The sequence below is a fragment of the Serratia sp. EWG9 genome (assembly GCF_019913725.1).
GTDB lineage: Bacteria > Pseudomonadota > Gammaproteobacteria > Enterobacterales > Enterobacteriaceae > Serratia > Serratia ureilytica.
In genome coordinates, this window is sequence record NZ_JADNRO010000009.1 from 25,531 (window position 1) to 39,355 (window position 13,825).

Genomic DNA, 13,825 nt, shown 5'->3' on the forward strand with positions numbered 1-13,825 from the left:
CCATAGTTTACTGATTTAACCCGCCGCTGCCGACGATAATTTCCGCTTACTTTTTACGGCCGCCGGTGATCGAGCCCAGTACGCCGCGCAGGATCTGCCGGCCGAGATCGCGCGCCATGCTCTTGGCAGCGGTCTGGACGATGCCGTCGCGTTTGCCGCCGCGCGGGCCGGTGGAACCGAACAGCAGCTCGTTCAATCCGTCCATCAGGCCGCCGCCCGTCTGTTGCTGCGCTTGCGCCTGCGGTTGCTGCCCCTGCTGCGCAGTGCCGACGGTGGCGAAGCCGCCCGACGACAGCTTCTCGTAGGCGGACTCGCGGTCAATCATGTCTTCATAGCGGCCATACAGCGGCGACTTGTTGATCGCGCTGTTCAGCCCTTCCGCGCCGAGCATGCCCATCTTGGATTCCGGCGCGATGACCATCGCCCGCTCCACCACGTTCGGCCGGCCCTTTTCGTCGAGGAATGACACCAGCGCTTCGCCCACGCCCAGCTCGGTGATCGCCGTTTCAGCATCGAAGGCCGGATTGGCGCGCAGGGTTTGCGCCGCCGTTTTCACCGCCTTCTGATCGCGCGGCGTGAAGGCGCGCAGCGCATGCTGTACGCGGTTGCCCAACTGGCCCAGCACGCTGTCCGGGATATCCAGCGGGTTCTGGGTGACGAAGTAAATGCCGACGCCTTTGGAGCGGATCAGGCGCACCACCTGTTCGATCTTGGTCAACAGCGCCGCTGGCGCGTCGTTGAACAGCAGGTGCGCTTCATCGAAGAAGAACACCAGCTTCGGCTGTTCAGGGTCGCCCACTTCCGGCAGATGTTCAAACAGCTCGGCCAGCAGCCACAGCAGGAACACTGAATACAGCTTCGGCTGATTGATCAGCTTGTCCGCCGCCAGCAGGTTGATCACGCCATGACCGTTGGCGTCGGTTTTCATCAGATCGTTGATGTCCAGCATCGGCTCGCCGAAGAACTGGTTGGCGCCCTGCTCTTCCAGCGCCAGCAACCCGCGCTGGATGGCGCCGATCGACGCGGCAGAGATGTTGCCGTACTGAGTCTGGAATTGTTTGGCGTTATCGCCGACGAACTGCACCATGGCGCGCAGGTCTTTCATGTCCAACAGCAGCAGCGCGTTGTCATCGGCGATTTTGAACACCAGCTGCAGCACGCCGCTTTGCACCTCGTTCAGATCCAACAGGCGCCCCAGTAGCAGCGGCCCGAGATCGGAAATCGTGGCGCGGATCGGATGCCCCTTTTCGCCGTAAATATCCCACGGGATAATGGTGCAGGCCTGCGGCTGCCAGTCGGTGACGCCAATCGCTGCCAGGCGCGCCTGCAGCTTCTCGGAAGGCACGCCCTCGGCGCCGATGCCGGACAGATCGCCCTTCACGTCCGACAGGAACACCGGCACGCCGATGCGCGAGAACTGTTCGGCCATTTTTTGCAGCGTCACCGTCTTGCCGGTGCCGGTTGCCCCGGTAATCAACCCGTGGCGGTTGGCCAACGCCGGCAAAATCACCAGATCCTGTTCCGGTTTTCCGTCTTTCATCGCCTTGGCGATAATCCGTGGTTCACTCATTTTCTGTTCCTTTGACGCTGACGCGGCGCGAAACGCGCCTGTTGATGCAATAAAGCTATAAGCGCCGCGTAACCCCGTCAAGGACAAACAAAAAGGGCGCCGTCGGGACGCCCATGATGCCTGTCTTTTCAGAATCCCCCTAAGACCTGCGTCACCCCCGCAGCCCCAGTTGCTCCTTCAGCGCTTTCAAATAGCGCCGGCTGACCGGCACCGGATCGCCGGCGGACATGATCATCTCCGCCGCGCCGCCTTCTTCGAAGCGGATCTCGCGCACCTGCTCCAGGTTGACCAAATACTGCCGATGGCAGCGCACCAGCGGCGTACGGCTTTCCAGCGTGCGCAGCGTCAATTCGGTGAAACACTCCATGCCGTCGCTGCGCACCACGAATACCCCGCTCAGTTTGGAACGGATCGCCAACACCTCGTCGAACCGCAGCAGATAGATGCGGCTGTGGCCGGTGCAGGGAATGTATTTCAGGTAACCGGCGCTCTCATCCAGCGCCGTCACGTCCTGCGGCGCACTGCGCTGCCGCAGGCGTTGCAGCGTCTTGCTCAGCCGCTTCGGCTCCGCCGGCTTCAGCAGATAGTCGAAGGCGTGCTCCTCGAACGCCTGCACCGCGTATTCGTCGTAGGCGGTCAGAAACACGATGTGCGGCATCCGATTGGGATCCAGCATGCCGACCATTTCCAGCCCGCTGATGCGCGGCATTTGAATATCGAGAAACACCACATCCGGCTGCAGCCGGTGGATCTGGCTGATGGCTTCGATGGCGTTGGCGCATTCGCCGATGATCGTGATCCCCGCTTCGGCCTCCAGCAGATGGCGCAGGTTGTCGCGCGCGGAAGGCTCATCGTCAACAATCAGTGCGTTTAACATCAGGCGGCCCTCTCCATGGGAACATTGAGCGTAATGCGGGTATAGGCGTCCGGCCGGCAATCCACCTGCACACCATAGCCTTCGCCGTAGCGCACGCGAATGCGTTTATCCACCAGATTCATACCCAGCCCGCTGCAGTTCGGTTTCGGCTGGAACAGCCCGGCGTTGTCCGTCACCTGCAGCAGCAGATGATCGCCTTCGCAGCAGGCGCCGATTTCGATGCGGCCCACGCCCAACAGATGCGAGGTGCCGTGCTTGATGGCGTTCTCGACGATCGGCTGCAGCGAAAACGCCGGCAGCCGCGCCGCCAGCAGCGCCTCGGGCAGCGATACCGCAATCTCCAGCCGATCGGCGAAACGCGCTTTCTCGATCTGCAGGTAGGCGTTCACATGTTCTATCTCGTCCGCCAGGCTGACTTCATCATCCGAGCGCTTGAGGTTTTTGCGAAAGAAGGTCGAAAGGGACTGCACCAACTCGCAGGCGCGCTCGCCATCACGGCGGATCACCGCCACCAGCGTATTCAACGCATTGAACAGGAAATGCGGGTTGACCTGCGCATGCAACAGCTTGATCTCCGACTGCGCCAACAACTGCTTGTGGCGCTCGTACTGTCCGGCCATGATCTGCGCCGAGAGCAGGCTGGCGATGCCTTCGCCCAGCGTGCGGTTGATGGTGCTGAACAGCTGGCTTTTCGGTTCGTACAGCTTGATGGTGCCGATGACCCGCTGGTTTTCGCCGCGCAGCGGGATCACCAGCGTCGATCCCAGCTTGCAGGCCGGATTGATCGAGCAGCAGTAAGAGAGCTGGTTGCCGTCGGCGTACACCACCTCGTTGTTGTCGATGGCGCGATGCGAATGCACCGAGGCGATCGGCGTCCCCGGCAGGTGGTGATCGTCGCCGATGCCGATAAACGCCAACAGCTTGTCGCGATCGGTGATCGCCACCGCGCCGATACCCAGTTCCTGATAAATCACCCGGGCGACCTTCATGCTGTTTTCCTGATCGAAGCCCTGCCGCAGGATACCCTCGGTACGCTCGGCGATTTTCAGCGCCTTGGAAGAGAAAGCGCTGGTGTATTTCTCGAACATCGCGCGCCGATCCAGCAGGATTTGCATAAACATCGCCGCGCCGACGGTATTGGCGATCATCATCGGCAGCGCGATGTGTTCCACCAGCTGCAACGCCTCGTTGTAAGGGCGCGCCACCGCCAGAATGATCGCCATCTGCAACACTTCCGCCACCAGCGCCACGCCGCCGACGAACAGCGGATTGAACAGCAGTTCGATGCGCCCGCGGCGCATGGCGATGCTGTGTACGATGCCGCCGACCAAGCCTTCCGACACCGTGGAGATCGCGCAGGCCACGTCGGTCATGCCGCCGAGCGTATACCGGTGCAGCCCGCCGGTCAGCCCGACCAGAAAGCCTACCGACGGCCCGCCCAGCAAGCCGCCCAGGACCGCGCCTATCGCGCGGGTATTGGCGATCGAATCCTGAATGTGCAACCCGAAATAGGTGCCCATGATGCAGAACACCGAGAAGATCACGTAACACAGCAGCTTGTGCGGCAGGCGAATGGTCACCTGCATCAGCGGGATAAACAGCGGGGTTTTGCTCAGCAGATAGGCGATGACGAGATAGACGCACATCTGCTGCAACAGCAACAGCACCTGGTTAAATTCATACATGGCAGCAACTCATCCAGAGACAACAAAGGGCGAACGCCGGATTTCCGGTCTGATTATTGTCTGCCGATTAGAGCATGGGGCGCGGGAGAAAACAGTGATGAAGGCAAGGCTTCGTGAGGAAGGACGGCCGACCCCGGCGGGATCGGCCAAAAAACTTACGGCAGCACCTTGGCCGACAGAATCACCACCGGTTTGGTCGGCACATTCTGGTAAGGGCCGACGTTGCCGGTCGGCACCTGAGCGATCTTGTCCACGACGTCCATGCCTTTCACCACTTTGCCGAACACGGCGTAGCCGAAGTCACGCTGGCCGTGATCCAGGAAGGCGTTATCGGCCACGTTCAGGAAGAACTGGCTGGTGGCGCTGTCCTTGTCGGCGGTGCGCGCCATCGAAATGGTGCCGCGCAGGTTGCGCAAGCCGTTGTCGGCTTCGTTCTTGATTGGCGCCTTGGTGGATTTCTGCTGCATGTCAGCGGTGAAACCGCCGCCCTGAATCATAAAGCCAGGGATCACGCGGTGGAAAATGGTGTTGTTGTAGTACCCGCTGTTCACGTAATCGACGAAATTCTGGGTGGAAACCGGTGCCTTCTGACTGTCGAGCGCCAACTCGATATTCCCTGCCGAGGTGGTCAGCATGACATGGGTTTCACCGGCGGCGAGCGCCGCTGGCGCCATCGCTGTCAGGGAACACAGCGCGACGAAGGTCACTAAAGTACGTTTGAACATTAACGGGTCCTTTCTCTGAGAGACAAACAACGGAAAAGCGCTTTGATTCTAAAGAGCTGTATCGGCAAGTGCCAGCCATTTACCTATATTTACCCAATTACGGGACATATCCTAGGTGGCCCTGAATTTTGCTGCGGAAAGTATGGGCGCAGAAGGCTTTTTTGCCAACCGCGTCACGCATTTTTTGCCCAGCGCCTCCCCGGGGCGTTTTTTGCGATCTACCTCCCAGTTTGCACACCCGTTGCCGTTACCCTATATAAATGAGAGCGCTCTCATTATAAAAAGAACGGATACTGAGGTATCCCACGGCGGCGTCGCCGCGCAACCCCTGGAGAAATGACGTGAGTGAATTGATGACTGAAGTCAGCCCCGAGTTTGAAAGCACCATCATGGAACTGCTGGTGTTCTCCGGCAGCGCGCGCAGTAATGCGTTGATGGCGTTGCGGCAAGCGCGCGCCGGTGACTTCGCCGCCGCGGCCAAACACATGGTCGAATCCAAAGAGTGGGTGAAGAAGGCGCACCTGATCCAGACCGAGCTGATCGGCCTGGACGAAGGCTGCGGCAAGCTGGCGATCAACCTGATCACGGTACATGCGCAGGATCATCTGATGAACGCCATGGTGATCCAGGATCTGGCCGACGACATGATCGAGCTCTATCGCCGTCAGTCGCAAACGGAGGGCCGCTCATGAGCACGCTCAAAATCGCGGTGATTGGCGGTGGCAGCAGCTACACTCCCGAACTGGTCGATGGGCTGATCCAACGCATCGATGAGCTGCCGGTCACCGAACTGGCGCTGGTGGACGTCGAGCCAGGCCGCCAAAAAGTGGAAACCATCGCCGCCCTGACCCGCCGCATGCTGGCGCGCCACGGGCTGGAACAGGTGAAGGTCAGCGTGCACTTCGCGCTGGACGAAGCGATTCGCGGCGCCGCTTTCGTGCTGACCCAGTTCCGCGTCGGGCAACTGCCGGCGCGCGCCGCCGACGAACGGCTGGGCCTCAAGTACCAGCTGCTCGGCCAGGAGACCACCGGCGTCGGCGGCTTCGCCAAAGCGCTGCGCACCATTCCGGTAATGCTGGATATCGCCCGTCGGGTGGAAAAGCTGGCGCCCGACGCCTGGATCATCAACTTCACCAACCCGGCCGGCATCGTCACCGAGGCGGTGTCCCGCTTTACCAAAGCGAAGATCATCGGCCTGTGCAACGTACCGATCAGCATGCATCACATGATCGCCAACATGCTGCAGGCGCCTTACGCCGACGTGCAGCTGCGGTTCGCCGGTTTGAACCACATGGTCTGGGTGCATCAGGTCACGCAGCAGGGGCGCGACGTCACCGGCAACGTGATCGACATGCTGTGTGACGGCGCGGCGCTGACCATGAACAACATCAAGGAAGAGCCCTGGCAGCCGGACTTCCTGCGCGCGCTCGGCGCCATCCCCTGCCCGTACCACCGCTATTTTTACCAGACCCGCGAGATGCTGGCGGAAGAGATGGCCGCCGCCGGCGAGCGCGGCACCCGCGCCGAGCAGGTGATGCAGGTAGAAAAAGAGCTGTTCGAGCTGTATGCCGATCCGCAGTTGAACAGTAAGCCGGAGCAGCTCAGCTTCCGCGGCGGTTCTTTCTATTCCGAAGTTGCGCTGGAGCTGATCCGTGCTATCCATAATAATCTCGGCACGCAATTAGTGGTCAACACCGCAAACCGCGGCGCAATCCATGGCCTGCCGGACGATGCTGTGATAGAAATCAACTGTATCGTCGATGCTCAGGGCGCGCATCCGCTGACCTTCGGCCCGCTGTCGGAACCGATGCAGGCGCTGACGCAGCAGGTGAAAGCCTACGAACGTCTAACCATCGAGGCCGCGGTGCACGGCGATCGCCGCAGCGGCTTGCTGGCGCTGATCGCCAACCCGCTGGTGGGCAACGCCAATCTGGCGCAGCCGTTGCTGGACGAGGTGTTGACGATAAACGCGCCGTATTTGCCGCAGTTCAGGTAAGCGCCTGCGCGCGGTATGACAGGGGTTCGGCGCGCCGAACCCATTTTTTTAGCCGTAATCAGGAGTTGGACGATGGTGACACTGGAAGATGTCGCGGCGCTGGCGGGCGTATCGCGCGCCACCGTATCGCGGGTAGTGAACGGCGACAGCAACGTCAAAGCGCCGACCCGCGAGAAGGTTGAGCGCGCCGTCGCCCAGCTCGGTTACACCCCCAACCCGGCGGCCCGCGCGCTCGCCTCCAGCCATAGCAATACCCTCGGGTTGGTCACCACGTCGTACCGCGGCGGCTTCTTCGGCGCGCTGATGGACTTCGTGCAGACCGAGGCCGAATCCCACGGCAAACAGCTGCTGGTGACCCAGGGCCGCAACAGCGCCGAAAACGAATGGCAGGCGATACAGCGGCTATTTAGCCTGCGCTGCGACGGCGTGATCCTGCACGTGCGTTTTCTCAGCGACGATCGGCTGCGCCAATTGGCGGCGGAACAACGTGATTTCGTGTTGCTCGATCGTCTGGTACCGGGGCTGGAAGCCCGCTGTGTCACCTTCGATCACCCGCTCGCCAGCCGCATGGCGACGCAGCAACTGCTCGATGCCGGGCACCGGCGCATCGCCTGCATCAGCGGGCCGCGCGAGCGGCCGTCGAGCCGCCTGCGGCTGCAAGGGTTTGAAGAAGCGATGCAGGCGGCGAATATCGAGCCGGTGGCCTGTCTGGAGGGCGTTTACGATCTGGAAAGCGGTTACCGCTGCGCCGATCGCCTGTTGCGGCAAGCCGCGCCGCCCAGCGCCATCTACTGCTGCAACGAAGAGATGGCGATCGGCGCCCTGCTGGCGATCAACGAGCACCGCCTGCGGGTGCCGCAGGATATCTCCTTGATCTGCTACGACAGCGGCGAACGGGCGCCCTTCGTCCGTCCGGCGTTGAGCAGCGTACACTTTCCCATCAGCGAGATGGCGCAATACGCGGCGCGCAGGTTGATCGATCCCGCCACCCCGACGCACCGTTTTGAGCCAACGATCATCAACCGTGATTCCATTGTGACGGTACGCAAATAGATCACAATAATGCGTATCATCCCTTCATGGGTTGCATCAAAAAATCGACAGCCATCACAAAAAATCCCGTTGTCTGTGCTAGGATCCGCCCCCTGGTGGCCTGAACGGGACTTTTTCTGCGTTTGCCAGGAAAAGCCAGCGGCCTTATGCCAGTTTTAAAACCTCTAACAGACATATTCAGGCCTATATAATGAATGACAGTAACCGCATACGGCTTACCTGGATCAGCTTCTTTTCGTACGCGCTGACCGGTGCTTTAGTGATCGTCACAGGGATGGTGATGGGAAACATTGCAGAGTACTTTAATCTGCCGGTTTCCAGCATGAGTAACACCTTTACTTTCCTCAACGCCGGCATTTTGATTTCGATCTTCCTCAATGCCTGGCTGATGGAAATCATCCCGCTGAAGCGTCAGCTGATCTTCGGCTTTGTCCTGATGGTGCTGGCGGTGGCAGGGCTGATGCTCGGCAAGAGCCTGACCATGTTCTCGCTGTGCATGTTTATCCTTGGCGTGGTTAGCGGCATCACCATGTCGATCGGCACCTTCCTGATCACCCACATGTATGCCGGCCGCCAGCGCGGTTCACGCCTGTTGTTCACCGATTCCTTCTTCAGCATGGCCGGGATGATTTTCCCAATCGTCGCCGCCATGCTGCTGGCTCGCCATATCGGCTGGTACTGGGTTTATGCCTGCATCGGCCTGCTGTACGTGGGGATCTTCGTGCTGACCCTGTGCTCCGACTTCCCGGTGCTGGGCAAGAAAGGCGCCGACGCCGGTCAACCGGTCGAGAAAGAAAAATGGGGCATCGGCGTGCTGTTCCTCTCGATCGCCGCGCTGTGCTACATCCTTGGCCAGCTGGGCTTCATTCAGTGGGTGCCTGAGTACGCCACCAAGTCGTTCAACATGGACATCGGCCAGGCCGGTAAGCTGGTGAGCGACTTCTGGACCTCATACATGGTCGGCATGTGGGTGTTCAGCTTCATCCTGCGCTTCTTCGATCTGCAGCGCATCGTTACCGTGCTGGCCGCGCTGGCCACCGGCGCGATGTACCTGTTCGTCAGCACCGACAATCCGGAGCACCTGGGCTACTACATCATGGCCCTGGGCTTCGTTTCCAGCGCCATCTACACCACGCTGATCACCCTCGGCTCGCTGCAGACCAAGGTCTCCTCGCCGAAGCTGGTCAACTTTATCCTGACCTGCGGCACCATCGGCACCATGCTGACCTTCGTGGTCACCGGCCCGATCGTGGCGAAAGGCGGGGCGCACGCGGCGCTGACCACCGCCAACGGCCTGTACCTGGCGGTGTTCGTGATGTGTCTGCTGCTGGGCTTCGTGACCAAGCACCGCAGCCACGGTCACGTAACGCACTGATTTCTTCGCATCAAATACATCAAGGGCGCCCGCAAGGCGCCCTTTTTTTGCGCCTTAGCGCCGAAAATCCACCGTCTCATCCTGCTGCAGATGCAGCGTGGTTTCCGCCGGCCGCGTTTCGGCGATCACCGCGCCCTGGCGAATCGAATAACGCACCGGCGTCTGGCGGCGCACCGCGTCGAAACCGCTTTCCGCCGGCAGGATCACCAGGTTGGCGCTGTTGCCGGCCGCCAGGCCGTAGTCGCTCAGGTTAAGCGTGCGCGCGCTGTGGCTGGTGATCAGCTTCAGCCCGTCGTCGATTTGGCCATAGCCCATCAGCTGGCACACGTGCAGCCCCATATGCAGCACCTGCAGCATGTTGGCGGTGCCGAGCGGATACCAGGGATCGAACACATCGTCGTGGCCGAAGCAGACGTTGATCTCCGCTTCCAGCATCTCCTTCACCCGCGTCACGCCGCGCCGTTTTGGGTAGCTGTCGAAACGCCCCTGCAGGTGAATGTTCACCAGCGGGTTGGCGACGAAGTTGATGCCGGACATTTTCAGCAGGCGGAACAGCCGCGAGGCGTAAGCGCCGTTGTAAGAGTGCATCGCCGTGGTGTGGCTGGCGGTGACTTTCTCCCCCATCTCCAGCTTCAGCGCCAGCGCCGCCACGGTCTCGACGAAACGCGATTGCTCATCGTCAATTTCATCGCAGTGCACGTCCACCAGCCGATCGTATTTTTGCGCCAGCGCGAATGCCTTGTGCAGCGACTCCACGCCGTACTCGCGGGTGAACTCGAAATGCGGAATGGCGCCCACCACGTCGGCTCCCAGCCGCAGCGCTTCTTCCAGCAATGCTTCGCCGTTGGGATAGGAAAGGATCCCCTCCTGCGGGAAGGCGACGATCTGCAGCGTTACCCAGGGCGCCACCTCCTGCTTGACTTCCAGCATGGCGCGCAGTGCGGTCAGCGTGGGATCGGAAACGTCGACGTGGGTGCGCACATACTGCACGCCGTTGGCGATCTGCCACTTGAGCGTTTGCCAGGCGCGTTGCTTGACGTCTTCATGGGTCAACAAGGCTTTGCGTTCTGCCCAGCGCTCAATCCCCTCAAACAGCGTGCCGGACTGGTTCCAGGCCGGCTGGCCGGCGGTTTGCGTGGTATCCAGATGAATATGGGGTTCGACGAATGCCGGCAGCGCCAGCCCGCCCTGCGCATCCAGCACGTCGCTGCGCCACTCCTGCCCTTCCGGCTGCGGCACCAGATGCGCAATGCGCCCCTGTTCTATCGCCAGTTGCCACAATCCTTCATGCCCGCTTAAATGCAGGTTGTCGATAAACTTCAATGGACGCTTCACCACCCTTCACCTCTGCCGTTGCGCTGGTTTTCTTCATCATACTGGCAGCGGATCGCGCTGACAAAGTCGCCGTTGCATGCCGGCCTGCGCGTCTACTCCCAGCGGGGTAGTTGGTGCGCGACCTGACTCGCTTCAGCTAAAGGTGAATAAAATCCGCAACTTATCAAAAAACGTGGAAAATCATTCATATACCACGTTGTGGGTATATAAAGGCGCGATTGATTTGCATCAATAAATTGCCCCTCGGGAGGGATAAGGTAAGCCTAGGAAACCCGAATTTTGAGGCAATAATGAGCAGAGTCAAACTTGCCGTGATCGGCAATGGCATGGTCGGCCACCGGTTCATCGAAGATCTGTTGGATAAAGCAGACAAAGACCTATTCGACATCACCGTATTTTGCGAAGAGCCGCGCATCGCTTACGATCGCGTGCATCTCTCTTCCTATTTCTCGCACCATACCGCCGAAGAGCTGTCGCTGGTGCGAGAAGGCTTTTACGAAAAGCACGGCGTGAAGGTGCTGATCGGCGAACGCGCCATCACCATCAATCGCGACGAGAAAGTCATCCACTCCAATACCGGACGCACCGTCTATTACGACAAGCTGATCATGGCCACCGGCTCCTATCCGTGGATCCCGCCGATTAAAGGCTCGGATAGCCAGGACTGCTTCGTTTACCGCACCATCGAAGACCTGAACGCCATTGAAGCCTGCGCGCGCCGCAGCAAACGCGGCGCGGTGGTCGGCGGCGGGCTGTTGGGGCTGGAAGCCGCCGGCGCGCTGAAAAGCCTGGGAGTGGAAACGCACGTGATCGAGTTCGCTCCGGTGCTGATGGCCGAACAGCTCGACCCGATGGGCGGTGACCAGCTGCGCCGCAAGATCGAGCGCATGGGCGTCAAGGTACACACCGGGAAAAACACCCAGGAGATCGTCAACGGCGGCGGCACGGCGCGCAAAACCCTGCATTTCGCCGACGGCAGCCTGCTGGAAGTGGATTTCATCGTTTTCTCCACCGGCATCCGCGCCCAGGACAAGCTGGCGCGTCAATGCGGACTGGAGATCGGCCGCCGCGGCGGCATCGCCATCAACGACTGCTGCCAGACATCGGATCCGGACGTGTACGCCATCGGTGAGTGCGCCGCCTGGCGCGATCGCACCTTCGGCCTGGTGGCGCCGGGTTACAAAATGGCGCAGGTGGCCGCCGATCACCTGCTGGGCCGCGAAAACGGCTTCCAGGGTGCCGATATGAGCGCCAAATTGAAACTGCTGGGCGTAGACGTCGGCGGCATCGGCGATGCCCACGGCCGCACCGAGGGTGCCCGCAGCTACGTTTATCTGGATGAGAGCAAAGAGGTCTACAAACGCATCGTGGTCAGCGCCGACAACAAAACCCTGCTCGGCGCAGTGTTGGTCGGCGATACCAGCGATTACGGCAACCTGCTGCAGCTGGCGCTGAACGGCATCGCGCTGCCGGAAAACCCGGACGGCCTGATCCTGCCGGCCCATGCGGGCAGCAAGCCGGCCATCGGCGTGGATTCGCTGCCGGAAAGCGCGCAGATTTGCTCCTGCTTCGACGTCAGCAAAGGCGACATCATCCGGGCAGTCAACCAAGGCTGCCACACCGTGGCGGCGCTGAAAGCCGAAACCAAGGCCGGCACCGGCTGCGGCGGCTGCATCCCGCTGCTCACCCAGGTGTTGAACGCCGAGCTGAGCAAGCAAGGCATCGAGGTCAACCACCACCTGTGCGAACACTTCGCCTATTCACGCCAGGAGCTGTTCCACCTGATCCGCGTCGAAGGCATCAAGTCGTTCGAGGCGTTATTGGCCAAATACGGCAAAGGCTACGGCTGCGAAGTCTGCAAACCGACCGTCGGCTCGCTGCTGGCCTCGTGCTGGAACGAATACATCCTCAAACCGCAGCACACGCCGTTGCAGGATACCAACGACAACTTCCTCGGCAATATCCAGAAAGACGGCACTTACTCGGTGATACCGCGCTCCGCCGGCGGCGAAATCACCCCGGACGGCCTGCTGGCCATCGGACAGATCGCCAAGGAGTACAATCTTTACACCAAAATGACCGGCTCGCAGCGCATCGGCATGTTCGGCGCGCAGAAAGACGACCTGCCGGCCATCTGGCGCAAGCTGCTCGCCGCCGGCTTTGAAACCGGGCACGCATACGCCAAGGCGCTGCGCATGGCGAAAACCTGCGTCGGCAGCACCTGGTGCCGCTATGGCGTCGGCGACAGCGTCGGTTTCGGCGTCACGCTGGAACATCGCTACAAAGGCATCCGCACCCCGCACAAAATGAAATTCGGCGTCTCGGGCTGTACCCGGGAATGCGCCGAAGCGCAGGGCAAGGACGTCGGCATCATCGCCACCGAAAACGGCTGGAACCTGTATGTTTGCGGCAACGGCGGCATGAAACCGCGCCACGCCGACCTGCTGGCCGCCGATCTCGATAGCGAGACCCTGGTGCGCTACCTTGACCGTTTCATGATGTTCTATATCCGCACCGCCGATAAGCTGCAGCGCACCTCGGTATGGCTGGAGAGCCTGGAAGGCGGCATCGATTACCTGCGCAAGGTGATCATCGACGACAAGCTCGGCATCAACGAGCAGCTGGAAGCGGATATCGCCCGCCTGCGCGAGGCGGTGATCTGCGAGTGGAAAGAAACCGTCGAGCACCCGGAAACGCAGCTGCGCTTCGCCCACTTCATCAACAGCCCGCTGCGCGATCCGAACGTGCAGGTGGTGGCCGAACGTGACCAACACCGCCCGGCGCGCCCTGACGAGCGCATTGCCGTCACCCTGATCGACACCGAGGAGAGCCAAGCATGAGTCAGTGGATTACCGTTTGCCCCATCGCCGACATCCTGCCCGGCACCGGCGTGTGCGCCCTGATCGGCGATCGGCAGGTGGCGGTGTTCCGCCCCTATGCCGACGAACAGGTGTTCGCCATCAGCAATATCGACCCGTTCGCCCAGGCCAGCGTGCTGTCGCGCGGGCTGATCGCCGAGCATCAGGGGGAGTTGTGGGTCGCCAGCCCGCTGAAGAAACAGCGTTTCCGCCTGTACGATGGCCACTGCCTGGAAGATGACAGCCGCTCCGTCGCCAGCTTCACCAGCCGGGTGGTCGACGGCATCGTGCAAGTCGCGGCATAACCTTTCGGGGCGCATCCCGCCCCCACGCCGATAACCCCGAGGAATG

General features: G+C 61.0%; 11 protein-coding genes. 6 read left to right on the top strand and 5 right to left on the bottom strand.

All coding sequences use genetic code 11. The annotated features are described in order from the left end of the window. Positions 1-46: 46 nt before the first annotated feature. From ITX55_RS18550 to ppiA, 4 genes are all read right to left on the bottom strand, one after another. Positions 47-1,570 carry a helicase HerA-like domain-containing protein gene (locus ITX55_RS18550; protein ID WP_108682129.1) on the bottom strand — a complete coding sequence of 508 codons (1,524 nt, stop codon included), beginning with the start codon at positions 1,568-1,570 and terminating at the stop codon, positions 47-49. Between the two features lie 151 nt (positions 1,571-1,721). After that, on the bottom strand, positions 1,722-2,447 hold the full coding sequence (gene btsR, locus ITX55_RS18555) for a two-component system response regulator BtsR (protein WP_025304522.1): 726 nt from the start codon (positions 2,445-2,447) through the stop codon (positions 1,722-1,724). Further along, on the bottom strand, positions 2,447-4,132 hold the full coding sequence (locus ITX55_RS18560) for a sensor histidine kinase (RefSeq protein ID WP_033651731.1): 1,686 nt from the start codon (positions 4,130-4,132) through the stop codon (positions 2,447-2,449). Before ITX55_RS18560 ends, btsR begins: the two co-directional genes overlap by 1 nt. 155 nt (positions 4,133-4,287) lie before the next feature. Next, positions 4,288-4,857, bottom strand: coding sequence for a peptidylprolyl isomerase A (gene ppiA, locus ITX55_RS18565; protein ID WP_033636286.1), 570 nt, complete (start codon positions 4,855-4,857; stop codon positions 4,288-4,290). Between the two features lie 353 nt (positions 4,858-5,210). Here ppiA and ITX55_RS18570 point away from each other — a divergent pair, with 353 nt between their 5' ends. From ITX55_RS18570 to tsgA, 4 genes are all read left to right on the top strand, one after another. Beyond that, positions 5,211-5,549: a PTS lactose/cellobiose transporter subunit IIA gene (locus ITX55_RS18570; RefSeq protein ID WP_025304525.1), complete on the top strand. Its 339-nt coding sequence runs from the start codon at positions 5,211-5,213 to the stop codon at positions 5,547-5,549. Continuing rightward, the gene (locus ITX55_RS18575; RefSeq protein WP_033645265.1) at positions 5,546-6,853 is read left to right on the top strand and encodes a 6-phospho-beta-glucosidase; all 1,308 of its coding nucleotides are present in this window, start codon (positions 5,546-5,548) and stop codon (positions 6,851-6,853) included. Before ITX55_RS18570 ends, ITX55_RS18575 begins: the two co-directional genes overlap by 4 nt. 72 nt (positions 6,854-6,925) lie before the next feature. Next, positions 6,926-7,906 (top strand): LacI family DNA-binding transcriptional regulator, encoded by a 981-nt coding sequence (locus ITX55_RS18580; RefSeq protein ID WP_108682132.1) that lies wholly within the window; start codon positions 6,926-6,928, stop codon positions 7,904-7,906. A 190-nt stretch (positions 7,907-8,096) separates the two neighbouring features. Further along, on the top strand, positions 8,097-9,281 hold the full coding sequence (gene tsgA / locus ITX55_RS18585; RefSeq protein ID WP_025304528.1) for an MFS transporter TsgA: 1,185 nt from the start codon (positions 8,097-8,099) through the stop codon (positions 9,279-9,281). A gap of 54 nt (positions 9,282-9,335) precedes the next feature. Here the strand turns inward: tsgA and ITX55_RS18590 are convergent, their stop codons facing one another. After that, positions 9,336-10,616 (bottom strand): cytosine deaminase, encoded by a 1,281-nt coding sequence (locus tag ITX55_RS18590; RefSeq protein ID WP_172644558.1) that lies wholly within the window; start codon positions 10,614-10,616, stop codon positions 9,336-9,338. 290 nt (positions 10,617-10,906) lie between these two features. Between ITX55_RS18590 and nirB the strand changes: the two genes are divergently transcribed. Both nirB and nirD read left to right on the top strand, forming a co-directional pair. Then, entirely contained in the window at positions 10,907-13,456 is a 2,550-nt protein-coding gene (gene nirB, locus ITX55_RS18595) for a nitrite reductase large subunit NirB (protein ID WP_108682133.1), read from the top strand. Further along, positions 13,453-13,779, top strand: a complete 327-nt coding sequence (gene nirD / locus ITX55_RS18600; protein WP_033645269.1) for a nitrite reductase small subunit NirD — start codon at positions 13,453-13,455, stop codon at positions 13,777-13,779. Before nirB ends, nirD begins: the two co-directional genes overlap by 4 nt. The last annotated feature ends 46 nt before the right edge of the window (positions 13,780-13,825 follow it).